24 protein-coding genes are annotated in these 25,309 nt (G+C 73.2%); 18 read left to right on the forward strand and 6 right to left on the reverse strand.

Features of this window, described 5'->3' with window-relative positions:
* Positions 1-15 precede the first annotated feature (15 nt).
* The 5 genes from N912_RS0132995 to N912_RS0133015 all read left to right on the forward strand — a co-directional run bounded on the left by N912_RS0132995 (position 16) and on the right by N912_RS0133015 (position 4,880).
* On the forward strand, positions 16-471 hold the full coding sequence (locus N912_RS0132995) for a hypothetical protein (protein WP_028925760.1): 456 nt from the start codon (positions 16-18) through the stop codon (positions 469-471).
* Complete coding sequence (locus tag N912_RS56225; protein ID WP_245645584.1) at positions 468-818, forward strand: DUF5615 family PIN-like protein; 351 nt, start codon at positions 468-470, stop codon at positions 816-818. Before N912_RS0132995 ends, N912_RS56225 begins: the two co-directional genes overlap by 4 nt.
* 30 nt (positions 819-848) lie before the next feature.
* Positions 849-1,484, forward strand: coding sequence for an imidazole glycerol phosphate synthase subunit HisH (gene hisH, locus N912_RS0133005; protein WP_028925761.1), 636 nt, complete (start codon positions 849-851; stop codon positions 1,482-1,484).
* Between the two features lie 221 nt (positions 1,485-1,705).
* Positions 1,706-2,446, forward strand: a complete 741-nt coding sequence (gene priA / locus N912_RS0133010) for a bifunctional 1-(5-phosphoribosyl)-5-((5-phosphoribosylamino)methylideneamino)imidazole-4-carboxamide isomerase/phosphoribosylanthranilate isomerase PriA (protein ID WP_028925762.1) — start codon at positions 1,706-1,708, stop codon at positions 2,444-2,446.
* Between the two features lie 94 nt (positions 2,447-2,540).
* Complete coding sequence (locus tag N912_RS0133015; protein ID WP_028925763.1) at positions 2,541-4,880, forward strand: UvrD-helicase domain-containing protein; 2,340 nt, start codon at positions 2,541-2,543, stop codon at positions 4,878-4,880.
* Between the two features lie 195 nt (positions 4,881-5,075).
* Here N912_RS0133015 and N912_RS0133020 read toward each other — a convergent pair whose 3' ends face one another.
* Entirely contained in the window at positions 5,076-5,471 is a 396-nt protein-coding gene (locus N912_RS0133020; protein WP_028925764.1) for a PPOX class F420-dependent oxidoreductase, read from the reverse strand.
* A 71-nt stretch (positions 5,472-5,542) separates the two neighbouring features.
* On the opposite strand from N912_RS0133020, the gene hisF reads away from it, so the two are divergent.
* From hisF to hisI, 3 genes are read left to right on the forward strand one after another with little or no spacing between them, the layout of a single operon-like run.
* The gene (gene hisF / locus N912_RS0133025; RefSeq protein ID WP_028925765.1) at positions 5,543-6,325 is read left to right on the forward strand and encodes an imidazole glycerol phosphate synthase subunit HisF; all 783 of its coding nucleotides are present in this window, start codon (positions 5,543-5,545) and stop codon (positions 6,323-6,325) included.
* The gene (locus N912_RS0133030; RefSeq protein ID WP_028925766.1) at positions 6,322-7,092 is read left to right on the forward strand and encodes a hypothetical protein; all 771 of its coding nucleotides are present in this window, start codon (positions 6,322-6,324) and stop codon (positions 7,090-7,092) included. Before hisF ends, N912_RS0133030 begins: the two co-directional genes overlap by 4 nt.
* Positions 7,089-7,430 carry a phosphoribosyl-AMP cyclohydrolase gene (gene hisI, locus N912_RS0133035; RefSeq protein WP_028925767.1) on the forward strand — a complete coding sequence of 114 codons (342 nt, stop codon included), beginning with the start codon at positions 7,089-7,091 and terminating at the stop codon, positions 7,428-7,430. Before N912_RS0133030 ends, hisI begins: the two co-directional genes overlap by 4 nt.
* A gap of 79 nt (positions 7,431-7,509) precedes the next feature.
* Here the strand turns inward: hisI and N912_RS64690 are convergent, their stop codons facing one another.
* Positions 7,510-7,851, reverse strand: a complete 342-nt coding sequence (locus N912_RS64690) for a VOC family protein (RefSeq protein WP_028925768.1) — start codon at positions 7,849-7,851, stop codon at positions 7,510-7,512.
* Positions 7,852-7,905: 54 nt separating this feature from the next.
* Here N912_RS64690 and N912_RS56230 point away from each other — a divergent pair, with 54 nt between their 5' ends.
* Complete coding sequence (locus tag N912_RS56230) at positions 7,906-8,469, forward strand: TetR/AcrR family transcriptional regulator (protein ID WP_037067864.1); 564 nt, start codon at positions 7,906-7,908, stop codon at positions 8,467-8,469.
* On the opposite strand, the gene N912_RS0133050 is transcribed toward N912_RS56230, so the two are convergent.
* Positions 8,445-9,050 (reverse strand): TetR/AcrR family transcriptional regulator, encoded by a 606-nt coding sequence (locus tag N912_RS0133050; protein WP_028925769.1) that lies wholly within the window; start codon positions 9,048-9,050, stop codon positions 8,445-8,447. The genes N912_RS56230 and N912_RS0133050 overlap by 25 nt on opposite strands.
* Before the next feature lie 103 nt (positions 9,051-9,153).
* On the opposite strand from N912_RS0133050, the gene N912_RS0133055 reads away from it, so the two are divergent.
* The 8 genes from N912_RS0133055 (at position 9,154) to N912_RS0133090 (ending at position 21,777) form a co-directional block, all read left to right on the forward strand.
* Positions 9,154-10,707: an anthranilate synthase component I gene (locus tag N912_RS0133055; RefSeq protein ID WP_051581145.1), complete on the forward strand. Its 1,554-nt coding sequence runs from the start codon at positions 9,154-9,156 to the stop codon at positions 10,705-10,707.
* Positions 10,704-11,294 (forward strand): Trp biosynthesis-associated membrane protein, encoded by a 591-nt coding sequence (locus N912_RS0133060; RefSeq protein WP_028925771.1) that lies wholly within the window; start codon positions 10,704-10,706, stop codon positions 11,292-11,294. Before N912_RS0133055 ends, N912_RS0133060 begins: the two co-directional genes overlap by 4 nt.
* A 155-nt stretch (positions 11,295-11,449) precedes the next feature.
* Complete coding sequence (gene trpC / locus N912_RS0133065; RefSeq protein ID WP_028925772.1) at positions 11,450-12,259, forward strand: indole-3-glycerol phosphate synthase TrpC; 810 nt, start codon at positions 11,450-11,452, stop codon at positions 12,257-12,259.
* 8 nt (positions 12,260-12,267) lie between these two features.
* Complete coding sequence (gene trpB / locus N912_RS0133070) at positions 12,268-13,530, forward strand: tryptophan synthase subunit beta (RefSeq protein WP_084211427.1); 1,263 nt, start codon at positions 12,268-12,270, stop codon at positions 13,528-13,530.
* Positions 13,527-14,330: a tryptophan synthase subunit alpha gene (gene trpA / locus N912_RS0133075; protein WP_028925774.1), complete on the forward strand. Its 804-nt coding sequence runs from the start codon at positions 13,527-13,529 to the stop codon at positions 14,328-14,330. Before trpB ends, trpA begins: the two co-directional genes overlap by 4 nt.
* A gap of 46 nt (positions 14,331-14,376) precedes the next feature.
* Positions 14,377-15,369, forward strand: a complete 993-nt coding sequence (lgt, locus tag N912_RS0133080; protein WP_028925775.1) for a prolipoprotein diacylglyceryl transferase — start codon at positions 14,377-14,379, stop codon at positions 15,367-15,369.
* A gap of 335 nt (positions 15,370-15,704) precedes the next feature.
* Positions 15,705-20,264 carry a glutamate synthase large subunit gene (gene gltB / locus N912_RS0133085; RefSeq protein WP_028925776.1) on the forward strand — a complete coding sequence of 1,520 codons (4,560 nt, stop codon included), beginning with the start codon at positions 15,705-15,707 and terminating at the stop codon, positions 20,262-20,264.
* Positions 20,257-21,777 carry a glutamate synthase subunit beta gene (locus N912_RS0133090; protein ID WP_028925777.1) on the forward strand — a complete coding sequence of 507 codons (1,521 nt, stop codon included), beginning with the start codon at positions 20,257-20,259 and terminating at the stop codon, positions 21,775-21,777. Before gltB ends, N912_RS0133090 begins: the two co-directional genes overlap by 8 nt.
* A gap of 32 nt (positions 21,778-21,809) precedes the next feature.
* On the opposite strand, the gene N912_RS63965 is transcribed toward N912_RS0133090, so the two are convergent.
* Both N912_RS63965 and N912_RS0133100 read right to left on the reverse strand, forming a co-directional pair.
* Positions 21,810-21,980 carry a hypothetical protein gene (locus tag N912_RS63965; protein WP_156994205.1) on the reverse strand — a complete coding sequence of 57 codons (171 nt, stop codon included), beginning with the start codon at positions 21,978-21,980 and terminating at the stop codon, positions 21,810-21,812.
* Positions 21,977-22,636: a DUF6338 family protein gene (locus tag N912_RS0133100; RefSeq protein ID WP_028925778.1), complete on the reverse strand. Its 660-nt coding sequence runs from the start codon at positions 22,634-22,636 to the stop codon at positions 21,977-21,979. The genes N912_RS63965 and N912_RS0133100 overlap by 4 nt, the downstream gene beginning before the upstream one ends.
* 135 nt (positions 22,637-22,771) lie before the next feature.
* Here N912_RS0133100 and recQ point away from each other — a divergent pair, with 135 nt between their 5' ends.
* A complete protein-coding gene (gene recQ, locus N912_RS0133105) occupies positions 22,772-24,601 on the forward strand; it encodes a DNA helicase RecQ (protein ID WP_028925779.1) in 1,830 nt (609 codons plus the stop codon).
* Here recQ and N912_RS0133110 read toward each other — a convergent pair.
* Positions 24,528-25,304 (reverse strand): DUF6585 family protein, encoded by a 777-nt coding sequence (locus N912_RS0133110; RefSeq protein ID WP_028925780.1) that lies wholly within the window; start codon positions 25,302-25,304, stop codon positions 24,528-24,530. The genes recQ and N912_RS0133110 overlap by 74 nt on opposite strands.
* Between the last annotated feature and the right edge of the window lie 5 nt (positions 25,305-25,309).

Genomic DNA, 25,309 nt, shown 5'->3' on the forward strand with positions numbered 1-25,309 from the left:
GACTACACTGTAGTCATGACATCACCACGATCCATCCGGTTCGATGCCGACGTGCTGCGCCGGCTCGACCGTTACGTCCGCGACCACCCAGGAGCGTCCGCGTCCTCGGTCGCCAACCAGTTCGTGGACGAGGCGCTGCGGGCCGAGGAGCACCAGGGCGTCACGTTCCGCCAGGGGCCCACGGGCCGGCGGGCCGCGCTGGTCGGCGGCCCGGACGTGTGGGAGGTCATCGACACGCTGTTCACCGCGCGTGACGAGGACCCCGAGCTGGCCGGCGACGCGCTCGTCACGGCCACCGCAACGGCGACCGGCCTGACCACCCGTCAGGTCCGCACCGCCGTCCGGTACTTCACCGCGTACCGGGACGAGATCGACGACCTGGTCACCGCGCACCGAGAGGCGGCCGACGAGGCGGAGGCGGCCTGGCGGGCAGAGCAGGAGCTGCTGCGCCACGCCGGCCGAGCTTCGTGATCTCCAGGGTCCAGCTGCTGCTCGACGAGATGTACCCGGCCGCGCTGGCCGACCTGCTGCGCGAGCGCGGACACGACGTGCACGCCGTGTCCGGCTCCGAGCTGGCCGGCAGCGACGACGCGGCCGTGCTCGACGCGGCCACCGCCGAGCACCGCTGCCTGGTCACCGAGAACGTGCGCGACTTCGCCGTCCTCACCCGGCACGCCGGCCACGCGGGCGTGCTGTTCGTGCACGGCCGGCGCTGGCCGAGGACCCCGGCCGGGATACCCCGGCTGGCGGCCGCGCTGCATGCGGCGATCGCCCAGGGCCGGATGCCCGGCAAGGACGACATCGGCTGGCTCAGCTGATCCTGCCGCCAACCGGGCTAGGCTGGGGCCGTGGCGAGGATCGTGGTGCTGGACTACGGCTCGGGCAACCTGCGCTCGGCCGAGCGCGCGCTGCGCCGGGTCGGCGCGGACGTGACGGTGACCGCGGACGCCGACGCCGCGCTGGACGCCGACGGCCTGGTGGTCCCGGGCGTGGGCGCGTTCGCGGCGTGCATGGAGGGGCTGCGCTCGGTCGGCGGCGAGAAGATCATCGACCAGCGGCTCTCCGGCGGCCGGCCGGTGCTGGGCATCTGCGTGGGCATGCAGGTGCTGTTCGAGCAGGGGGTCGAGCACGGCGAGCGGACCGACGGCTGCGGGCAGTGGCCGGGCACCGTGGACCGGCTGCGCGCCGACGTGCTCCCGCACATGGGCTGGAACACCGTGCGCCCGCCCTCGGGCTCCACCCTGTTCGCCGGCCTGGACGAGGGCACCCGGTTCTACTTCGTGCACTCCTACGCCGCGCGCCGCTGGGAGCTGGAGCCGACCGGCCCGTTCCGCCCGCCCCTGGTCACCTGGGCGAACCACGGCGAGGACTTCGTCGCCGCCGTGGAGAACGGCGCGCTGGTGGCCACCCAGTTCCACCCGGAGAAGTCCGGCGACGCCGGCGCCACCGTGCTGAGCACCTGGCTGCGCGAGTTCGTCGGCTAGTGTCGTGTAGACGAGGTTCCTTGCCCGGATTTCGGTGATCCAGGTGGATGCACCGCAAGGCGGAGGAGGGGCCGATACCGGGTTGTATCGGCCCCGACGACCTTCGGTCGACGACGCTGTGCCTTGCGGGGACACCCCGCACCCCGAGGGCGGGGCGCCGCCTGGGCGCCGAAGGCGGGTAAGACGACCTCGTCTACACGACACTAGGTAAGGTCGGCCGGGTGAGCTTTGTGTTGCTGCCGGCCGTGGACGTGGCCGATGGACAGGCCGTGCGGTTGGTGCAGGGTGCTGCCGGCACCGAGACGGGGTACGGCGACCCGCTGGAGGCCGCGCTGGCGTGGCAGCACGGCGGGGCGTCCTGGGTGCACCTGGTCGACCTGGACGCCGCGTTCGGCCGGGGCTCGAACGCCGAGCTGCTGGCCGACGTGGTCGGCAGGCTGGACGTGGCGGTGGAGCTCTCCGGCGGCATCCGCGACGACGCGTCGCTGGCCAGGGCGCTGGCCACCGGCTGTGCCAGGGTGAACCTGGGCACCGCCGCGCTGGAGGACCCCAACTGGTGCGCGCGGGTGATCGCCGAGCACGGCGACCGGGTGGCCGTCGGCCTGGACGTGCGGATCACCGACCGGGGCCACCGGCTGGCAGCCCGGGGCTGGACCACCGACGGCGGCGACCTGTGGGACGTGCTGGCCCGGCTGGACGCCGACGGCTGCGCCCGGTACGTGGTCACCGACGTGAGCAAGGACGGCACCCTGCGCGGCCCGAACCTGGAGCTGCTGCGCGACGTCTGCAAGGCCACCGAGGCGCCGGTGATCGCCTCCGGCGGGGTGTCCACGGTGGACGACCTGGTGGCGCTGGCCGAACTCGCCCCGGACGGGCTGGAGGGCTCCATCGTCGGCAAGGCGCTCTACGCCGGCCGGTTCACCCTTCCCGAGGCACTCGACGCCGTCGCGGTCGTCGCATAAAGGAATTCTGGACGCTATTATCGGGTGAGGTTCTGGGCGTGCACTAATACACCCGGGATTTACGTGGCCTCATTCTAGCATATGCGGGGAATTCTTGTCGAACTCATCTCACGAGCGCGAGCTGCGCGACGAGCAGGCCTATGTGGCCCGGCTTTATGCGCGGCTCGACGCGGAGCGGAAATGGGTGTCCAAGGCGCTGGACGCGGCGCTGTCGGACAGCACGGCGACCGGGCCGGACGAGCGCTGGCTGCGTGACGCGGCGGTGGACACCTGGTCGGACCGGCGGCGTCGGCTGCGGGTGGCGGACAGCGGGCTGTGCTTCGGGCGGATCGACACCGAGCGGGACGGGCCGCTGCACATCGGCCGGATCGGTTTGTCGGAAGATGACGCCGCGGATTCTCGCCAGTTGTTGATCGACTGGCGGGCGCCGGTGGCGCGGCCATTTTACACCGCCACCGGGGCGAATCCGGAGGGCATCTCCCGGCGCCGGCATTTCCGCACCCGGGGCCGTTCGCTGGTCGACTTCCAGGACGAGTGGTTCGCCGACGGGGCACTGCTGGAGCCCGACGGTTCGGACGCCGCGCTGCTGGCCGCGGTGAACGCGGCGCGCACCGACGGCATGCGCGACATCGTGGCCACCATCCAGGCCGCCCAGGACGAGGTGATCCGGCTCGGCTCCACCGGCGTGGTGGTCGTGGAGGGCGGCCCCGGCACCGGCAAGACGGCGGTGGCCCTGCACCGGGTGGCCTACCTGCTCTACGAGCACCGGGAGCGGATGTCGCGGCGGGGCGTGCTGCTGGTCGGCCCGAACCCCGGTTTCCTGGACTACGTCGGCGGCGTGCTGCCCGCACTGGGCGAGACCGACGTCGTGTTCACCACGCTCGGCGGGCTGATGCCCGGGGTCCGCACCGGCCGCAGGGACACCCCGGAGGCCATCCGGGTCAAGGGCGGCGAGGCGATGGTGGACGTTCTGGAGGCCGCCGTGCTGGACCGCCAGGAGCTGCCCGACGAGCCGATCGAGATCCCGCTGGACGACGTCACGCTGTGGCTCGACGCCGAGCTCGCCGGCGCCGCCAGGGACGCCGCGCGGGCCAGCCGGCTGGTGCACAACCAGGCCAGGGCGGTGTTCGACAACGAGGTGATCGAGGCGCTGACGGTGCGCGCGGTGGCGCGCATCGGCGCCGGCTGGCTGCACCCCGAGCAGCCGGACCCGATCGCCGAGCAGGTCATCGAGGAGTTCGGCGAGCCGACCGAGGAGGACAACCTGGCCGAGAACCTGACAGCCGACGTGCGCGCCGAGCTGTCCGGCAGCCAGGCGCTGGCCGACGCGCTGGACCGGCTGTGGCCGATGCTCACCCCGCAACGCCTGCTCGCCGACCTGCTCGGCTCCCGGGAGCGGTTGGAGACGGCGGCCGCCGTGCTCCCGCCCGCCGACCGCGACGCGCTGTACCGCGCGGACGGCTCCGCCTGGACGGTCTCCGACGTGCCGCTGCTGGACGAGGCGGTGGACATGCTCGGCTCGGACGGCACCGAGGAGGCCGCCGAGGACGAGGAGGCCGTCGAACAGCTCGACTACGCCGAGGGCGTGCTGGAGATCCTGGACACCGAGGAGGACCCCGACGAGGAGGTGCTGCGCGCCGTCGACCTGATGGCCGCCGACGCGCTCGCCGAACGCCAGCAGGAGCAAGACCTGCGCGGGCTGGCCGAACGCGCCGCCGCCGACCGCAACTGGGCCTACGGCCACGTGGTGGTGGACGAGGCGCAGGAGCTGTCCGAGATGGACTGGCGCGCGCTGATGCGCCGCTGCCCGACCAAGTCCATGACGATCGTCGGCGACCTGGCCCAGCGCGAGTCCCCGGCCGGCGCCCCGACCTGGGCGGACATGCTGGACAAGCACGTACCCGGGCGCTGGGCCTACCGCGCGCTGACCGTCAACTACCGCACCCCGGCCGACATCATGGACATCGCCGCCGACGTGCTCGCCGAGGTCGACCCGGCGCTGCGCCCGCCCACCTCGGTGCGCCGCACCGGCTCGCCGCCGTGGGCCGGCGCGGTCGACGACGGCGAGCTGCCCGGCGCGGTGCTGGCGGCGGTGACGCGGCTGGCCGACGAGGTGGGGGAGGGCACCGTCGCGGTGATCGCGCCGCCGGGCACGCCGCTGCCGTTGCGGCTGCGCTCCCGGCTCGACGGCCTGGACCGCCGGGTGTCCGTGCTCACCCCGTACGACGCCAAGGGCCTCGAGTTCGACGCGGTGCTGCTGTGCGAGCCCGGCCGGATGCTGGACGGCTCGCGGGCCGGCGCGGCGGAGCTGTACGTGGCGCTCACCCGGGCCACCCAGCGGCTCGGCGTGCTGCACACCGAGCCCCTGCCGGCCGCCCTCGCCGGCCTGGTCACCTGGGACGCCCGCGCCGCCGTCCCCGCCGCCGGCCGCTGACCTCCGCGCTCGCGAGGAGTGCCGGTCGAACCCCCCGCCCGCGAGTCGGGCGTCTCAGCACACCGAGTCGCGCGTCCGAGCACACACGTGGCCGCTCCTTTCCGTGATCATCAGGCCACCACGGTTGCTATAACACGCCGAAAACAACCCTGACGGCCTGATGATCATGAAAACGGCTCGCGCCGCCGCCGGCCGCTAGTTCGTGCCGGGGCCGGCGGGCACGGTGATCCGGATGCCGACGGTGCCGGTGGGGCCGCGTCGCAGCCTGCTGCCCAGCATCGCGACCCGGCCGACCAGCCCGTACCGGGCCGCGATCAGCCGCCGGACGCGCTCGGATCCCTCGGAATCGAGCAGCAGGGCGTGGCCGGCCACCTCGGTGCCGGTGGGGCGGCCGCGCGCGGTGCATGGCGCGAGCCGCACCGCGCCGTCGCGGCGGATCCGCTTGACCTTGCCGGCGTCGGCGGCCGACCAGATCACCAGGCCGTCGCCGTCGCGGGCCGCCCAGACCGGCGTGGGCACGGCGGTGCCGTCCCGCCGGAACGTGGTCACCAGCAGGTAGGGGGCGGCGGCGAGGCGGTCGATCTCGTCCACCGGGGCACTCTACGGCGGGTTGGGCACGGGCGGCGCCGGCCGTGGGGGTTGGGGTGTTTAGGCTGGTCGGTATGGCTGTCGCGGTGCGAGTCATCCCCTGCCTGGACGTGGACGCCGGGCGGGTGGTCAAGGGCGTCAACTTCGCCGACCTGGTGGACGCGGGCGACCCGGTCGAGATGGCCAGGGTGTACGACGCCGAGGGCGCCGACGAGCTGACCTTCCTGGACGTCACGGCGTCCTCGGGGGAGCGGGCCACCATGATCGACGTGGTCCGCCGCACCGCCGAGCAGGTGTTCATCCCGCTCACCGTGGGCGGCGGCATCCGCGCCACCGAGGACGTGGACCGGCTGCTGCGGGCCGGCGCGGACAAGGTCAGCATCAACACCGCCGCGATCGCCCGCCCCGAGCTGCTCGCGGAGGCCAGCAGGCGGTTCGGCGCGCAGTGCATCGTGCTCTCGGTGGACGCCCGCCGGGTGCCCGAGGGCCCCGAGGGCGGAGCGCCGACCCCGTCCGGCTGGGAGGTCACCACCCACGGCGGCCGCAGGGGCACCGGCATCGACGCCGTCGAGTGGGCCGCGCGGGGCCAGGAGCTGGGCGTCGGGGAGATCCTGCTCAATTCGATGGACGCGGACGGCACCCGCGCAGGCTTCGACCTGGAGATGATCGCGGCGGTGCGCGCCGTGGTGGACGTCCCGGTCATCGCGAGCGGTGGTGCCGGCGAGCTGGCACACTTCGTGCCCGCCGTGCGAGCCGGCGCCGACGCGGTGCTCGCGGCCAGCGTCTTCCACTTCGGCCAGCTGCGCATCGGCGAGGTGAAGGACGTGCTGCGCGCCGCTCTCGTGGAGGTCCGTTGAAACGTTTTCCGGCGTCGCCGCGCGAGCGCCTCGCGGCCGGTGCGCTGGTCGCCGGGGCCGCCGTGTTCGTCGGCATGGCGGTGGCCGGGCTGCTCGGCGGGAGCGGGGCGACCCGAGGCGACCTGCTCACGCTCGCGTTCGCCCTGCTCGGCGCCGACCTGGTCATCGCGGCCGCGCTGCTCACCGGCTGGTACCCGGTGCGGCCGGTGGCCCAGGGGCTGGCCATCTTCGGCGCGCTGGTGCACGTGCTCGTGCTGTTGCGCAGCGGGCCGTGGTGGATGCGAGGCTGGTCGGGGCTGCTCGCCGCCGCGCACCTGTACGGCCTGGTGCTGCTGTTCGCCCTCAGCTCGCGCGAGCAGTACGAGGACGAACTGGACGACGAGCCCGAAGCCCCGGAGCAGCCACCCGCCGCGCCGGACCCCGCCCCCGTCGCCGCGGCCGACGAGGCTGACGACGAGGGTGTCCATGACCCGACCGCCGACCGAGCCGACGACCCGACCGCCGACCGAGCCGACGACCCGAGCCATGACGCGGACGGCGACCTGACAGTTGCCAAGGCCGACGACGTGGACGGCGGCCCAACCGCCGCCGAGCAGGCCGATGACACGGGCGGTGACCAGCCCGGTGCCCGCGGCGACGACACGAGCGACGAGCAGGCGCGCGACGACGAGCCCGACACTCCCGACCGGGATGACGGCCACGCGCCGGCCGTCGAGTCCGTCACCGGCGCCCGGTCCGCCGGCGGCGGCCGCGAGGAGGAAACATGAGCCTTGACCCCCAGATCGCCGCCAGGCTGAAACGCAACCCGGACGGGCTGGTCTGCGCGGTCGCCCAACAGCGCGGCAGCGGCGAGGTGCTCATGGTCGCCTGGATGAACGACGAGGCGCTGCACCGCACCCTGACCACCCGCAAGGCCACCTACTTCTCCCGCAGCCGCCAGCGGCTCTGGGTGAAGGGCGAGACGTCCGGGCACACCCAGTACGTCCACGAGGTCAGGCTGGACTGCGACGGCGACACGGTGCTGCTGGTCGTCGACCAGACCGGCGCCGCCTGCCACACCGGCGACCGCACCTGCTTCGACGCCGACGTACTGCTCGCGGACTGATCGCTCGCCGCATACCTACCTGGGGTGCCGCACACCCCCCACCGTGCGCGACACCGCCACGAGCTATGCGACGCCGGCGTCAGGCGGTGGACTGGTCCAGCACGTGCACCGGGTTGCCGGCCGGGTCGTGGAAGGTGGTCATGTGGCCGCCCGGGATCTCCTGGGGTGCCTCGGCGAACGTGATCTTGTCGCGGTAGCTCTCGTGGAACTCCTTCACGCTGTCCACCAGGAACGTCGGGCCGGGGCGCGCGCCCTCCTCGGTGATCTTGTCGATCATGAGCTGGACGTCGGTGCCCGGGAGCTGGAAGGCCACGGTGGTGTCGCCCTCCCGCCACGCCTCCTCCCAGCCGAGCGTGTCCCGGTAGAACGCCAGCGCCGCCCCCACGTCCGGAACGGGGATGGTGATGAAGGCGAGTTTCACGTTGACCTCCCATAATGTCGTTACGGCATCCGTAAGCAGACTATACTCACCAACGTGCGTGAGTGGGTTCCCGTTCCCGGATCGACCCGGGGGGACCTGGCGCTGGCCGCGGTGCGCGAGTTCGCCGCGCTCGGCTACGCCGGCGTCGCCGTCACCGACCTGGCCACCGCGGCCGGGGTGACCACCGGCGCGCTGTACCACCACTTCGGCAGCAAGAAGGGCCTGTACCGGGTGGTGCGCGACGACGTCGAGCGCCGGGTGCTGGACCGGATGGAGGGCGCGGCGCAGGCGCGTGCCGAGGACGGCCCGGCCGCCGCGGTGCGGGCCGCGCTGTTGGTCGGCTTCGACTGGGCGAGCGGGCAGGGCATGGCGCGGCTGCTCGCGGAGCCGCACCCGGGCCGGCGCGCGGACCCGGGAGCGGACCCGGTGGCCGAGCTGCTGGCCGGCATCTCCGGCGGCGGGGTCGCGCTGGCCGCCGTGCTGGTCTCGGCGTGGCGGGCCGCGCTGTGGCTGACCACCGAGGGCACCCCCGCGAACGACGCCCGCCAGGCGCTGGCCGCGCTGCGCCTGGATCTCCCGGTGAGCCCGGGTGGTCAGCCCAGCGGGCCGGTGAGGTAGCGCTGCAGGTTCGGGCCGATGGCGGCGGCCAGGGTGTCCGCGTCGGCGGTGGACAGCGGGTCCAGCTTGACCACGTAGCGAGCCATGCCCAGGCCGACCATCTGTGAGCCGCACAGGCAGGCCCGCAGCTCGGGTTGGTCGGGGCCCAGCGCATGGGTCAACCGGCGGAAGATCACGTTCACCACGAACTCGCGCATCATGCGGGCCGCCGCCTCGTGGGTGGCCACGCTGCGCAGCAGCGCCGCGAACGCGCCGCCCCCGCTGGCGTCCCACACCGCGATGAAGTTGCGCACGATCCGCTCGCCCGCGGTGTCCGGGTCCCCTTCCAGCACGCGGGTCAGGATGATCTCCGGGTTGACCGGCAGGTCCAGCGCGGCCACGAACAGGCCGTTCTTGCCGCCGAACCAGTGGTTGACCATCGCCGCGTCCACCCCGGCGGCCGCCGCGATCGAGCGCACCCTGGCGCCCTGGTAGCCGCGCTCGGCGAACTCCGTGCGCGCGGCGGCCAGCAGCGCGCCCCTGGTGTCCTCCCCGGCCGGCCGACGACCCCGGCGGCGCGCGGCGGTGTCGGTCTCGGTCACCGGGTGGCTCGGTACGGCGGACGGGTTCACCTCCTCATCCTGACACTCGACCGATGGGCGTGCCCGGGGCGGCGCCCTGCCGGGTGAGCGGCACAATGACCACATGACGGCAAGTTCGGTGCATGCGGGGACCTCGGCGCTGGGCGCGGTGACGCCGAGCCGGGAGGAGTTCCGGGAGCTGGCGCACGGTCACCGGGTGATCCCGGTGGCGCGCCGGCTGCTGGCCGACGACGAGACGCCGATCGGGCTCTACCGCAAGCTCGCCGCCGACCGGCCCGGCACGTTCCTGCTGGAGTCGGCGGAGAACGGCAGGTCCTGGTCCCGCTGGTCGTTCGTGGGCGCGCACTGCGCGGCCACCCTGACCGAGGTGAACGGCGAGGCCACCTGGCTGGGCAGCCCGCCGGTCGGGCTGACGTCCGGGGGCGACCCGCTGGTGGCGCTGCGCCAGTGCGTCGAGGAGCTGCGCACCGAGCCGCTGGCCGGGCTGCCGCCGCTGACCGGCGGCATGGTCGGGTACCTGGCCTACGACATCGTGCGCCGGCTGGAGCGGCTGCCCGACCAGACCGAGGACGACCTGGGCCTGCCCGACCTGGTCATGCTGCTGGCCACCGACCTGGCCGCGCTGGACCACCACGAAGGCACCGTGACGCTGCTGGCGAACGCGGTGAACTGGGACAACACCCCGGACCGGGTGGACGCCGCCTACGACGACGCGGTCGCGCGGCTGGACCGGATGACCGAGGAGCTCGGCGCCTCGGCCCCGTCCACGGTGGCCGTCTACCGGCCCGTGCAGCCGAGCTTCACCCGGCGGCGCAGCCTGGACGAGCACTGCGCGGCCGTGGTCGCGGCCAAGGAGCAGATCCTGGCCGGCGAGGCGTTCCAGGTGGTCGTCTCGCAGCGGTTCGAGTCGGAGATCTCGGCGGACTCGCTGGACGTCTACCGGGTGCTGCGCGCCACCAACCCGAGCCCGTACATGTACCTGCTGCGCCTGGCCGACGCCGACGGCCGGCGGTTCGACATCGTCGGCTCCAGCCCGGAGGCCCTGGTGACCGTCCGCGACGGCCAGGCCACCACGCACCCGATCGCCGGCACCCGGTGGCGCGGTGCCACCGAGGAGGAGGACGTGCTGCTGGAGAAGGACCTGCGCCACGACGAGAAGGAACGCGCCGAGCACGTCATGCTGGTCGACCTGGGGCGCAACGACCTGGGCCGGGTGTGCGAGCCGGGCACGGTGAAGGTGCACAACTTCTTCCAGGTGGAGCGCTACAGCCACGTCATGCACCTGGTGTCCACGGTGACCGGCCGGCTCGCCGAGGGGCGCAACGCGTTCGACGCGGTGGCCGCCTGCTTCCCGGCCGGCACCCTGTCGGGGGCGCCCAAGCCGCGCGCCATGGAGATCATCGAGGAGCTGGAGCCGACCCGGCGCGGGCTCTACGGCGGCATCGTGGGCTACCTCGACTTCGCCGGGGACGCCGACACCGCCATCGCCATCCGCACCGCCCTGGTCCGCGACGGCGTCGCCTACGTGCAGGCCGGCGGCGGCATCGTGGCCGACTCCGACCCGGTCGCCGAGGACACCGAAACCCTGAACAAGGCGCGCGCCGTGCTGTCCGCCATTGCCACCGCGGAGACGCTCGCCCAGCCGGGCGGGACATGACACCACCGCGCCGGCTCGCCGTGACGCTGGTGGCGCTCGCGGTGGCCGCGCTCGGGCTGTGGGTGGCGACCAGGCTGGTGTGGCTGCGCCAGACCTTCCAGAGCCCGCTGCGCGGCGAGATCGGCACCCAGACCACCGGCGCGGAGGTCCGACCCGAGCTGGTGGCCGTGGCGGTGCTCGCGCTCGCCGCCGTGGCCGCGCTGGTGGCCACCGGGGGCTGGGCACGGCGGCTGCTCGGGTTCGTGCTGGTGCTGGCCGGGGCGTGGGCGGCATGGCAGAGCGCGAGTTCCCTGGCCAACGAGTCGACGGGCTGGTTCGCCTACGTGCCCTCCGACGCCGTCCCCGCCGGGCCGCCGGTGGCCACGGCGGCGCCGCTGCTCGCGCTCGGCGCCTCGGCGGTGCTGGTCGCGGCGGGCGTGCTGACCGTCTGGTGGGCCACCGCCATGCCCAGGATGGGCGCGCGCTACTCCGCTCCGGGAGCCGCCGCGCGCCGCCGTGACCGCGACACTGAGTGGTGGGAAGCGCTGGATGCCGGGGAGGACCCCACCCAGGAGGGGCCTGGGACGGACCCTGGGCGCCCGCGCTGACGACGCGCAGTTAGCATGCTCAGCGACGTCAAAGGTTCAGGTCCGCCTCGGAGCCAAGTCCACGACTGCCGGCCCGCAGGGTCGGTCCCGAAAGGGGGGATCCTCTCCGTGAGTGAGGGCAGCGGGGGTACGCCGGCCGGTGCAGTGAGTCGCCGGTGAGCGTCCTGGAGTCGATCCTCGAAGGCGTCCGGGAAGACGTGGCGCAGCGCGAGGCAGCGGTCAGCTTCGACGAAGTCAAGCGGGCCTCGCTGAGCGCGCCACCGCCCAGGGACGCGATGGCCGTGCTGCACAAGCCCGGCATCGGGGTGATCGCCGAGGTGAAGCGGGCCAGCCCGTCGCACGGCGAGCTGGCGCCGATCCCCGACCCCGCCGAGCTGGCCGCCCAGTACGCGGCCGGCGGCGCCAGGGTGATCAGCGTGCTCACCGAGCAGCGCCGGTTCAACGGCTCGCTGGCGGACCTGAAGGCCGTGCGCGCGGCGGTGGACGTGCCGGTGCTGCGCAAGGATTTCGTGATCGGGACCTACCAGGTGCACGAGGCCCGCGCGGCAGGGGCAGACTTGGTCTTGTTGATCGTCGCCGCGCTGGAGCAGAACGTGTTGGTGTCACTGTTGGACCGGGTGGAGTCGCTCGGCATGACCGCGTTGGTCGAGGTGCACAACGAGGAGGAGGCGGACCGGGCCTTGGAGGCCGGCGCCTCCCTGATCGGGGTGAACTCGCGCAACCTGCACACCCAGGAGGTGGACAGGTCGCTGTTCGGCCGGCTGGCGCCCGGGCTGCCCAGCGAGGTGCTCAGGGTCGCCGAGTCCGGCGTGCGCGGGCCGGGCGACCTGCTCACCTACGCCGGCTTCGGCGCGGACGCCGTGCTGGTCGGCGAGGGCCTGGTGACCAGCGAGGATCCCCGCGCCACGGTGACCAAGCTGGTCGCCGCCGGGTTCCACCCCTCCTGCTCGCGGGCGATGAGGTGAGCGGGGCGATGAGCGCGCGCGGGAACCTCACCACCACCACCGCCAGCACCGGCGTGGCGCACCGCAGCGGGCACGAGCCGGACGAGCGCGGGCACTTCGGGCGCTACGGCGGGCGGTTCGTCCCCGAGGCGCTGATCGCCGCCCTGGACGAGCTGTCCGCGTCCTACGAGAAGGCCCGCACCGACCCGGACTTCCTCGGCGAGCTGGACCGCCTGCAGCGCGACTACGCCGGCCGCCCGTCCCCGCTCACCGACGCGCCGAACCTGGCCGAGCACGCCGGCGGGGCCCGGCTGCTGCTCAAGCGCGAGGACCTCAACCACACCGGCTCGCACAAGATCAACAACGTGCTCGGCCAGGCGCTGCTGACCAAGCGGATGGGCAAGCGCCGGGTGATCGCCGAGACCGGCGCCGGCCAGCACGGCGTGGCCACCGCCACCGCCGCCGCGCTGCTCGGCCTGGAGTGCATCGTCTACATGGGCGAGGTGGACACCGAGCGGCAGGCGCTGAACGTGGCCCGGATGCGGCTGCTCGGCGCCGAGGTGATCCCGGTGACCACCGGCTCGCGCACCCTCAAGGACGCCATCAACGAGGCCCTGCGCGACTGGGTCACCAACGTCGACGAGACCCACTACGTGCTCGGCACGGTGGCCGGCCCGCACCCGTTCCCGGTGATGGTCCGCGACTTCCACCGGGTGATCGGGCTGGAGGCCCGCGAGCAGGTGCTGGACCGCTGCGGCCGGCTGCCCACCGCCGTGACCGCCTGCGTGGGCGGCGGGTCGAACGCGATTGGCGTGTTCCACGCGTTCCTGGACGACCCGGACGTGCGGCTGGTCGGCTTCGAGCCGGGCGGCGACGGCATCCGGACCGGCCGGCACGGCGCCACCCTGACCGAGGGCAGCCCGGGCGCGCTGCACGGCGCGATGTCGTACCTGCTCCAGGACGACGACGGCCAGACCCAGGAGTCGCACTCCATCTCCGCCGGCCTGGACTACCCGGGCGTCGGCCCGGAGCACGCGCTGCTCAAGGACCTGGGCCGGGCGGAGTACCGGCCGGTCACCGACGCCGAGGCGATGGACGCGTTCGCCCTGCTGTCGCGCACCGAGGGCATCATCCCGGCCATCGAGTCGGCGCACGCGGTGGCCGGCTCGCTGCGGCTGGGCCAGGAGCTGGGGCCGGACGCGGTCATCTTGATCAACCTGTCCGGGCGAGGGGACAAGGACGTGGACACCGCCGCGAAGTGGTTCAAGCTGATCGACGGGGACCCCTCATGAGCGGGCTGGACGCGATGTTCGCCGGGTGCCGCGAGGAGGGCCGCTCCGCGCTGGTCGGCTACCTGCCGGCCGGCTACCCCACGGTGGACGACTCCGCGCGGCTGCTGCGCGCCGTGATCGACGCCGGCGCCGACCTCGTGGAGGTCGGCCTGCCGTACTCCGACCCGGTGCTGGACGGCCCGACCATCCAGGCCGCCGCCGAGACCGCGCTGCGCGCCGGCACCCGGATCCGGGACGTGTTCTCCGTGGTCGAGCGGGTGAGCGCGGCCGGTGGCCGGGCGGTGGTGATGACGTACTACAACCCGGTGTTCCGCTACGGCGTGGACGCGTTCGCCCGCGACCTGGCCGCCGCCGGCGGGCTCGGGCTGATCACCCCCGACCTGATCCCGGACGAGGCCGAGGACTGGCTGGCCGCCTCCGAGCGGTACGGGCTGGACCGGATCTTCCTGGTCGCGCCGTCGTCCACCGAGGAGCGCATCGCCCGCACCTCGGCGGCCGGCAGCGGCTTCCTGTACGCGGCGTCCGTGATGGGAGTCACCGGCGCCCGCGACGCCGTCGGACCGGCCGCCGCCGACCTGGTCGCCCGCTGTCGCCCGCACACCGACCTGCCCATCGGGGTGGGCCTCGGCGTGCGCTCCGGGGAGCAGGCCGCCCAGGTGGCCGGCTTCGCCGACGCCGTGATTGTCGGGTCCGCGCTGGTCAGCGCCGCGACGCAGGGTGAAACGGAGCTGCGCGGGCTGACCGCCGAGCTCGCCGACGGGATCCGAAAAGCGGCCTCAGACACACCTCAGCCGGTCTGACCAGGCCGCCGGCCCCCGTTCACCGGGCCCTAGTACGGTGGGCTGCGTGCTGTTCCCCTCGACGCTCGGGTTCCTGGCCAACATCCCGAGCCCCGACCAGGGCGTCTGGCATCTCGGCCCGATCCCGATCCGCGCCTACGCGCTGTGCATCATCGCCGGCATCATCGTCGCGGTGTACTGGGGCGACCGGCGACTGGTGGCCAGGGGCGGGCCACCGGGCGCCCTGCTCGACATCGCGGTGTACGCGGTCCCGTTCGGCCTGGTCGGCGGGCGGCTCTACCACGTGGCCACCGACTACGAGACGTACTTCGGCCCCGGCGGGCATCCGCTCGACGCGCTGAAGATCTGGCAGGGCGGGCTGGGCATCTGGGGCGCCATCGCGCTGGGCGCGGTCGGGGCCTGGATCGGCTGCCGCCGCCGAGGGCTGCCGCTGCCGTTCGTGGCCGACGCGGTGGCCCCGGGGATCGTCACCGCGCAGGCCATCGGCCGGCTGGGCAACTACTTCAACCAGGAGCTCTACGGCGGCCCGACCACCCAGCCCTGGGGCCTGGAGATCTACACCAGGGTGGTGCCAGGGACATCGATCCCCGACCCGCTGGGCGGCGTCGCGATGGACCACACCCCGATCGCGGTGGTGCATCCCACGTTCCTCTACGAGTTGGTATGGAACCTGCTGGTCGCCGGCCTGGTGGTGTGGGCCGACCGGAGGTTCCGGCTGGGCCACGGGCGGGCGTTCGCGCTCTACGTCGCGGGCTACACCGCCGGCCGGTTCTGGATCGAGCAGATGCGCTCGGACCCGGCGACCAGGGTGTTCGGCGACATCCGGATCAACGTGGTGGTCTCCGTGCTGGTGTTCCTCGGCGCGGTGATCTGCCTGCTGGTGATCCGCAAGCCGCGCGAGGTCCTGGACCTGCCCGACGAACCGCGTAGCGAGTCCCCGTCGAAAGTGCCGGCCGGCGGCCGCCGCGAGGACCGGACCACCGACAACAGGGGCGATGACGACGCGAAGAAGGGAGAGGCCACCGACGCGGGAACCTAACGCAAGCTCGACGTAACACCGGCTGCGCCTCGACGACGCGGGCACCCCCGTCCGATCCGGACCAGCACCAACGCTCCGGACAGACAAAACACCCCCGCTGTCGTATCGTTGGCGCGGGTCAGATCACGCTTCGGCGGGGTCTGAGGTGGGTACCCCATCCTCTGCGCGGGGGGCGTGAGGCGGGGTCACAAGGTCGGTCCAGCGGGGCGGCGGAGTTGACCTTCGTCACCGCCGAGACCTGTGCCGGGTCGTTTCTGGCCTGTTACAGTCTCGGGAAATCCGCGGGCCACCGTAGTCCCGACATGCCGGGCACAGCGTCGAGGGAGGTACTCGCGGTGATCTTCTCTACCCAACCGCGCGCGCAGGGTCTCTACAACCCGGCCTCCGAGCACGACGCCTGCGGTGTGGCGATGGTCGCCGACTCGCGGGGCCGGCGCAGCCACTCGATCGTCGCCGACGCGCTCACCGCGCTGGCCAACCTGGACCACCGGGGCGCCGCCGGCGCCGAGCCGACCAGCGGTGACGGCGCCGGGATCCTGTTACAGGTGCCGGACGCGCTGCTGCGCGCCGAGGTCGGGTTCGCCCTTCCCGAGCCGGACGCCGACGGTGCCGGGGCGTACGCGGTCGGGCTGGCCTTCCTGCCGGTCGAGGACGACCAGCGGGCCAAGGCGATGGAGCTGATCGAGCGGATCGCCGTGGAGGAGCGGCTGCGGGTGCTGGGCTGGCGCGACCTGCCGGTGCACCCGGACGCCGCCGGCGTCGGCCCGTCCGCGCAGGCCTGCATGCCGCGCTTCGCCCACCTGTTCGTCACCGCCGACTCCGAGCAGCCGGTCACCGGCATAGCGCTGGACCGGCTGGCGTTCTGCCTGCGCAAGCGCGCCGAGCGGGACACCGCGAGCATGGGCTGCGGCACCTACTTCGCCTCGCTGTCCTGCCGCACCCTGGTCTACAAGGGCATGCTGACCACCCACCAGCTGCCGGCGTTCTTCGGCGACCTCACCGACCAGCGGCTGGAGACGGCCATCGCGGTGGTGCACAGCCGGTTCTCCACCAACACGTTCCCGTCCTGGCCGCTGGCGCACCCGTTCCGCTACGTGGCGCACAACGGTGAGATCAACACCATTCGCGGCAACCGGAACCGGATGCGGGCCAGGGAGGCGCTGCTGGCCAGCGAGCTGATCCCCGGCGACCTGGACCGGCTGTACCCGATCTGTACCGAGGGGGCGTCCGACTCCGCCTCCTTCGACGAGGTGCTCGAGCTGCTGCACCTGGGCGGACGCTCCCTGCCGCACGCGGTGCTGATGATGATCCCGGAGGCGTGGGAGAACCACGCCGAGATGGACGCGGCGCGGCGCTCGTTCTACAAGTTCCACGCCAGCCTGATGGAGCCGTGGGACGGCCCGGCCTGCGTGACGTTCACCGACGGCACGGTGGTCGGCGCGGTGCTGGACCGCAACGGGCTGCGGCCGGCCCGCTGGTGGCAGCTCGCCGACGGCCGGGTCGTGCTGGCCAGCGAGTCCGGCGTGCTGGACGTCCCGCCGGGCGAAGTGGTGGCCAAGGGGCGGCTGCAGCCGGGCCGGATGTTCCTGGTGGACACCGAGGCCGGCCGGATCGTGGCCGACGACGAGATCAAGTCCGAGCTGGCCGCCGAGCTGCCCTACGACGAGTGGCTGCACGCCGGCATGGTCGACGTGCCGGACCTGCCGACCCGCGAGCACGTGGTGCAGACCCACGAGTCCGTGCTGCGCCGCCAGCTCACCTTCGGCTACACCGAGGAGGAGCTGCGCATCCTGCTCGCGCCGATGGCGACCAAGGCGGCCGAGCCGACCGGCTCGATGGGCACCGACACCCCAGTGGCCGCGCTGTCCCAGCGCCCCCGGATGCTCTACGACTACTTCGCGCAACTGTTCGCGCAGGTCACCAACCCGCCGCTGGACGCGATCCGGGAAGAGATCGTCACCTGCGTGGCCAGGGTGATGGGCCCCGAGCAGAACCTGCTGGAGCCCGGCCCGGCGTCCTGCCGGCACCTGCGGCTGCCGTACCCGGTGATCGACAACGACGAGCTGGCCAAGATCCTGCACATCAACGACGACGGCAACATGCCGGGCTTCGCCGCCGCCGTGATCAGCGGCCTCTACGAGGTGGACGGCGGCGAGCGGGCGCTGTCCGCCGCGCTGGACCGGGTGCGCCGGGAGTCGTCGGAGGCGATCGCCGAGGGCGCCCGCATCCTGGTGCTCTCCGACCGCGACTCCGACCACCGGATGGCGCCGATCCCGTCGCTGCTGCTCACCTCGGCGGTGCACCACCACCTGGTGCGCCAGCGCGAGCGCACCCGGGTGGCGCTGGTGGTGGAGAGCGGTGACTGCCGCGAGGTGCACCACGTGGCGCTGCTGCTCGGCTTCGGTGCGGCCGCGGTGAACCCGTACCTGGCGTTCGAGACGCTCGAAGACATGATCGCGCACGGCGACATCACCGGGCTGGACCCGGCCACCGCCGTCCGCAACTATGTGAAGGCGCTGGTCAAGGGGGTGCTCAAGGTGATGTCCAAGATGGGCATCTCCACCGTCGGCGCCTACACGGCCGCCCAGGTCTTCGAGGCGATCGGGCTGTCCACCGAGCTGGTCGACGAGTACTTCAGCGGCACCGCGTCGCAGCTCGGCGGCGTGGGGCTGGACGTGCTCGCCGAGGAGGTCGCGGCCCGGCACCGGCGCGCGTACCCGGAGAACCCGACCGACCGGGTGCACCGGCGCCTGGACGTGGGCGGCGAGTACGCCTACCGCCGCGAGGGCGAGCTGCACCTGTTCACCCCGGAGACGGTGTTCCTGCTGCAGCACTCCACCAAGACCGGCCAGGCCGACGTGTTCCGCCGCTACACCGCCGAGTGCGACCGGCTGGCCGCCGAGGGCGGCTCGCTGCGCGGGCTGTTCCGGCTGCGCACCGAGGAGCGCACGCCGATCCCGCTGGACCAGGTGGAGCCGGTGGAGTCGATCCTGGCCCGGTTCAACACCGGGGCGATGTCCTACGGCTCGATCTCCGCCGAGGCGCACGAGACGCTGGCCGTCGCGATGAACAACCTGGGCGCCCGGTCCAACACCGGCGAGGGCGGCGAGGACGTCGACCGGCTCTACGACCCGCGCCGGCGCAGCGCCATCAAGCAGGTCGCGTCCGGCCGGTTCGGCGTGACCAGCGAGTACCTGGTCAACGCCGACGACATCCAGATCAAGATGGCGCAGGGCGCCAAGCCGGGGGAGGGCGGCCAGCTGCCGCCGAACAAGGTGTGGCCGTGGATCGCCCGCACCCGACATTCCACCCCGGGCGTCGGCCTGATCTCCCCGCCGCCGCACCACGACATCTACTCCATCGAGGACCTGGCGCAGCTGATCCACGACCTGAAGAACGCCAACGAGCGGGCCAGGGTGCACGTGAAGCTGGTGTCCTCGGTCGGGGTGGGCACGGTGGCCGCCGGGGTCTCCAAGGCCCACGCCGACGTGGTGCTGATCTCCGGGCACGACGGCGGCACCGGCGCCGCGCCGCTCACCTCGCTCAAGCACGCCGGCGCGCCGTGGGAGATCGGCCTGGCCGACACCCAGCAGACGCTGCTGCTCAACGGCCTGCGGGACCGGATCGTGGTGCAGACCGACGGCCAGATGAAGACCGGCCGCGACGTCATCGTGGCCGCGCTGCTCGGCGCCGAGGAGTACGGCTTCTCCACCGCGCCGCTGATCGTGGCCGGCTGCGTCATGATGCGGGTCTGCCACCTGGACACCTGCCCGGTCGGCGTCGCCACCCAGGACCCCGAGCTGCGCAAGCGCTACACCGGCAAGCCGGAGTTTGTGGAGAACTTCTTCCGGTTCCTCGCCGAGGAGGTCCGCGAGTACCTGGCCGAGCTGGGCCTGCGCTCGCTGGACGAGGCGATCGGGCACGCCGAGCTGCTCGACACCGACACCGCCGTCGAGCACTGGAAGGCCACCAAGGGCCTGGACCTGTCGCCGCTGTTCGTGGTGCCGGACATCCCGGACGCCGAGCGCCGCCGGGTCCGTGACCAGGACCACGGCCTGGACAAGGCGCTGGACCGCACGCTCATCCAGCTCGCCGAGGCCGCGCTGGAGGACGCCCGCCCCGTCCGCCTGCAACTGCCGGTGCGCAACGTCAACCGGACCGTCGGCACCCTGCTCGGCGCGGAGGTGACAAGGCGCTACGGCGGCTCCGGGCTACCGGACGAGACCATCCACATCGAGCTGGAGGGCTCGGCCGGCCAGTCGCTGGGCGCGTTCCTGCCGCCCGGGATCACCCTGGACCTGGTCGGGGACGCCAACGACTACGTGGCCAAGGGCCTGTCCGGCGGCCGGATCATCGTGCGGCCGCACCCGGACGCGCCGTTCGCGGCCCAGCACCAGGTGGTGGCCGGCAACGTGATCGGCTACGGCGCCACCTCGGGCGAGATCTTCCTCAACGGCACGGTGGGCGAGCGGTTCTGCGTGCGCAACTCCGGGGCGCTGGCCGTCGCGGAGGGCGTCGGCGACCACGCCTGCGAGTACATGACCGGCGGCACCGTGGTGGTGCTCGGTTCCACCGGGCGCAACGTGGCGGCCGGCATGTCCGGCGGCGTCGCGTACGTGCTCGACCTCGACCCGGGCCGGGTGAACCCCGAGCTGGTGGACCTGGAGCGGCCCGGCGCCGCCGACCTCGCGGAGCTGCGTGACATCGTGACCTGGCACCTGGAGCTGACCGGTTCCTCGGTCGCGGCGTCCCTGCTCGGCGACTGGCCACGCCGGTCCCAGGGCTTCACCAAGATCATGCCGAGGGACTACCGCCGGGTGCTGGAGGCGGTCCGGCTGGCCACCGCGGAAGGCCGCGACCCCGACCAGGCGATCATGGAGGCCGCGCGTGGCTGACCCCCGTGGATTCCTCAGCTACCGGCGGGCGGACTCGCCCAAGCGCTCCAAGACGGAGCGCACGCACGACTGGCGGGAGGTCTACCGCGACCTCAGCGCCGAGGAACAGCTCGCCCAGACCCGCGAGCAGGCCACCCGGTGCATGGACTGCGGCATCCCGTTCTGCCACTCCGGCTCGGCCGGCTGCCCGCTGGGCAACCTGATCCCGGAGTGGAACGACCTGGTCCGCCGGGGCGACTGGTCGCAGGCCAGCGACCGGCTGCACGCCACGAACAACTTCCCGGAGTTCACCGGGCGGCTGTGCCCGGCGCCCTGCGAGGCGGCCTGCGTGCTCGCGCTCACCCCGGCCGCCGGGGGAGCGGTGACGATCAAGCGGGTGGAGCAGAGCATCGCGGACGTGGCCTGGGAGCGCGACCTGGTCGTCTCCCAGAGCCCGGGGCTGGCGACCGGGCGCCGGGTCGCGGTGGTCGGCTCCGGCCCGGCCGGCCTGGCCGCCGCGCAACAGCTCACCCGGGCCGGGCACGAGGTCACCGTGTTCGAGCGGGACGACCGGCTCGGCGGGCTGCTGCGCTACGGCATCCCCGAGTTCAAGATGGAGAAGTCGGTCCTGGACCGCCGGCTGGAGCAGCTGCGCGCCGAGGGCACCCGGTTCGTCACGTCCTGCGAGGTGGGCGGCTCGCGCCCCGGCGACCTGCCGGTGCAGCGGCTGCGCGCGGAGTTCGACGCGGTGGTGCTCGCGGTGGGCGCGCTGGCCGGCCGGGACGCGCCCGAGCTGCCCGGCCGCGAGCTGACCGGCGTGCACCTGGCCATGGACCACCTGGTGCCGGCCAACCGCGAGTGCGAGGGCGACGGCCCGACCACGATCTCGGCGGCCGGCAAGCACGTCGTGATCATCGGCGGCGGCGACACCGCGGCGGACTGCTACGGCACCGCGATCCGCCAGGGCGCCGCGTCGGTGTCCCAGCTCGACCAGTACCCGCGCCCGCCGGACGACCCGGACTTCGACGTCTCGCCGTGGCCGACCTGGCCGTGGATCCTGCGCACCTACCCGGTGCACGAGGAGGCCGGCGAACGCCGCTTCGAGGTCGCCGTGGAGCGTTTCATCGGCGACGAGAACGGCCACGTGCGCGCGGTCGCGCTGCGCCACGTGCGGGTGGAGAAGGACCGCGAGACCGGCCGCCGCGAGGTCATCCCGATCTCCGACGAGGTCACCGAGCTGCCGTGTGACCTGGGGCTGCTGGCCATCGGCTTCACCGGCGTGGAGGACATGCCGCTGCTGGACGGCCTCGGCCTGGTCCGCACCCGCTCCGGCTCACTGGGCTGCGGCCCGGACTGGCAGACCGAGTCGCCCGGCGTGTTCGTCTGCGGCGACGCCCACCGGGGCGCCTCCCTGGTGGTGTGGGCGATCGCCGAAGGCCGCGCCGTGGCTCACGCCGTCGACGCCCACCTCACCGGCGCCTCGCAGCTCCCGTCCCCGGTCCACCCGACCGCATTGCCCCTGGTCGCCCCGTGAGTGGCTAGGGCCGCTATGGCGACCCTAGCCACTCACGGCTCCTGACCAGCGGTTTCTTCGTCCTCGACGGCGGGTGTGGAGGCCGCGCCCGGGCCGGGTGGCGGCTCGTCCGGCTCCGGTTCGTGGTCGACGGGCCGGCGGCCCCTGGCAGTCCCCGGATCGGCGAGCAGCCGGAGCTCGGCGGGGGTCAGCTGTTCGGTCACTCGGTCTCCTTCTCGGGGGCCGCTTGCGGTGCTCGTGGCGTGAGGAACTCGACGAAGTCCAGGGCGTCGGTTCGAATGTAGAGGCCAGCGCTGTGCTCGACGCGCTCGCCGAAGCGGCCGTTCGGGTGCATCCGGCGCGCCGACTCCAGGTAGAGCTCGCCGCCACGCGGGTAGGTGGAGGCATAGGAGCGTTCGCCGTACCACCCGCCGATCCACGCGCCGTCCGTGAGCCGCCCCCTGACGAAGCACGAGCCCCGGTTCTCGAACGCGAAGTCCCACGCCGTGGGGGTCCGCACGTAGCGGGTGGTGGCGCGGCGCCGGGACAGCCAGGACACCAGGCCCGCGGCCACGGCCGGTACGACCACGAACAGCACGAGGGCAACGAGCCCGATCGTGCGCGGCGACTCCGACAGGCCGTCCCAGCCCCGGCCGGCCGGGCCGCGGGCCAGCGACAGCAGTTGCGGCCCGGCCGCGATGGCGTAGAGCGCGTCCAGCACGATCGAGGCGACCACGGCCCGCAGGACCCGCTGCCCGAGGTCGCCCTCGGCGGGAGTCTGCCCGCGCCAGCGCTCGCGGACGAACTGATAGGTGAGCCCGGGCAGGACGAGCAGTACCAGGAAGACGGCCTGTACGGCGGTTGACGGCGCGTAGCTCACCAGCAACCTCCTAGATCTTGACGCTCGGTAAGATCTTATGGACGGCCCGTGCGCGGATGGTCGAGGGGGCGATGCGCAGCGGCAGGTATCCCGGTTCCCGTCCGGCACGGTTCACCGCCCTCGTACGATCGGTGCGTGGCGCTCCCCGATACCGCTCAGACCCCGGCCGACGTGCTCAAGCGGGTGTTCGGCTACGACAGCTTCCGCGGCAACCAGGTGGAGATCATCGAGCACGTGGTCGGCGGCGGCGACGCGCTGGTGCTGATGCCGACCGGCGGCGGAAAGTCGCTGTGCTACCAGATCCCGGCGCTGGTCCGGGATGGTGTCGCGGTGGTGGTGTCGCCGCTGATCGCGCTGATGCAGGACCAGGTGGACGCGGTGCGGGCGCTGGGCGTGCGCGCCTGGTTCCTCAACTCCACGCAGCATCTCGACGAGCAGCGCGCGGTCGAGGCGGCGTTCCTGGACGACCAGCTGGACCTGCTCTACCTCGCGCCGGAGCGGCTGCGCTCGGAGACCACGCTGCGCCTGCTGCAGCGGGGGAAGATCGCGCTGTTCGCGATCGACGAGGCGCACTGCGTGTCCCAGTGGGGCCACGACTTCCGGCCCGACTACCTGGAGCTGTCCCGGCTGCACGAGCGCTGGCCGTCGGTGCCCAGGATCGCGCTGACCGCCACCGCCACCGAGGCCACCCGGGGCGAGATCGCCACCCGGTTGAACCTGGAGGAAGCGCGGCACTTCGTGGCCAGCTTCGACCGGCCGAACATCCAGTACCGGATCGTGCCCAAGGACGAGCCCCGCCGCCAGCTGCTCGACCTGCTGCGCACCGAGCACGCCGGCGACGCGGGCATCGTCTACTGCCTGTCCCGCAAGTCCGTGGAGCAGACCGCCGAGTTCCTCACCGCCCAGGGCATCCCCGCGCTGCCCTACCACGCCGGCCTTGACGCGGACACCCGCGCCGAGAACCAGGCCCGGTTCCTGCGCGAGGACGGCGTGATCATGGTGGCGACCATCGCGTTCGGCATGGGCATCGACAAGCCGGACGTACGGTTCGTGGCGCACCTGGACCTGCCGAAGTCCGTCGAGGGCTACTACCAGGAGACCGGCCGCGCCGGCCGCGACGGGCTGCCGTCCACGGCATGGCTGGCCTATGGGCTGGCCGACGTCGTCCAGCAGCGGAAGATGATCGACGACTCGGCCGGCGACCTGGCGCACCGGCGGCGGCTGAGCCAGCACCTGGACGCGATGCTGGCGCTGTGCGAGACGGTCGGCTGCCGGCGGGTGCAGCTGCTGAACTACTTCGGGCAGTGGGGCGAGCCGTGCGGCAACTGCGACACCTGCCTGGCGCCGCCGGAGTCGTGGGACGGCACCGTCGCCGCGCAGAAGGTGCTCTCCACGGTGTTCCGGCTGGATCGCGAGCGGCGCCAGAAGTTCGGCGCCGGCCAGATCATCGACATCCTGCTGGGCCGGCGCACCGCGAAGGTCGAGCGGTTCGACCACCACGAGCTGACCGTGTTCGGCGTCGGCACCGAGCTGGTCGAGGGCGAGTGGCGCGGCGTGTTCCGCCAGCTCATGGCGCAGGGCCTGCTGGCCGTGGAGGGCAACTACCAGACCTTCGTGCTGACCGAGGCCAGCCGCGAGGTGCTGCGCGGCGAGCGCAAGGTGATGATGCGCCGCGACCCGCGCAAGCAGCCCAAGGCGCGGGCGGCCCGCTCCGGGCAGGCGCCGAAGGTGGAGCTGTCCGCCGAGGCGGCGCCGGTGTTCGAGCGGCTGCGGGCCTGGCGGGGCGCGACGGCCAAGGAACAGGGCGTGCCGGCGTACGTGATCTTCCACGACGCCACGCTGCGGGAGATCGCGTCCCGGATGCCGACCAGCCTGGCCGAGCTGAGCACGATCAGCGGGGTCGGGGAGAACAAGCTGGCGAAGTACGGTGAGGGCGTGCTGGAGACCCTGGGTTCGGGGGAGTAGCCGGGCGCAGCGCGTCGACCAGGGCCATGAACAGCGCCAGGTCGGGGATGGTCGCGGCGTCCGGCTCCGGCCAGTCCAGCCGCCCCCGGTCCGCCTCGATCACCGGCCTGGCGGCGTCCGTGTCGACGGCCACCTCGCTCCAGGCCAGCGTGTCCGCGCCGAGGGTCAGCCCGTGGCGATCCACGCCGAGCGCGCCGAACTCCAGCCGGGCGCCGCCGCGCACCGCGCGCAGCGCCTCGGGCAGCCGCGCCTCGACCATCTTCCGTTCGATCTCCGCGCACAACCGGAGCCTGGCGGCGAGCCGGAACGGGCGCGGGCGCAGCGACACCGAGGTGCCGTCCGGGAGACGCATCGCGAACTGGCCGAAGGGCCCGCCGGTCACGCTGACCTCCCGCCACGGACAGGCCGTCTCGGGCGCGCGGCGACCCGCCCGGTACACCAGGCCGCCGTCGTACAGCCGCACCTGTGGGGCGCGGGACCGCTGGGCCGCCACCGCGGCGGCCCCGAGGAGCACCACGACGAGGAACTCCGGAACCAGGATCCGGAGGAACAGGCCGTGGTCGTCGCCGTAGAACCCGGCCAGCACCAGGGCGAACATCAGGACCGCACCGACCAGCAGGCCGCCGAGGGTGTAGACGACCGTGTCCCAGCGGGAGGCTCCGACCCAGCGGCTCCGGTACTGGCCAAGGCTCTGCGGTGTCATCGTGT

The sequence above is a fragment of the Actinospineispora acaciae DSM 45401 genome (assembly GCF_000620785.1).
Lineage (GTDB): Bacteria > Actinomycetota > Actinomycetes > Mycobacteriales > Pseudonocardiaceae > Pseudonocardia > Pseudonocardia acaciae.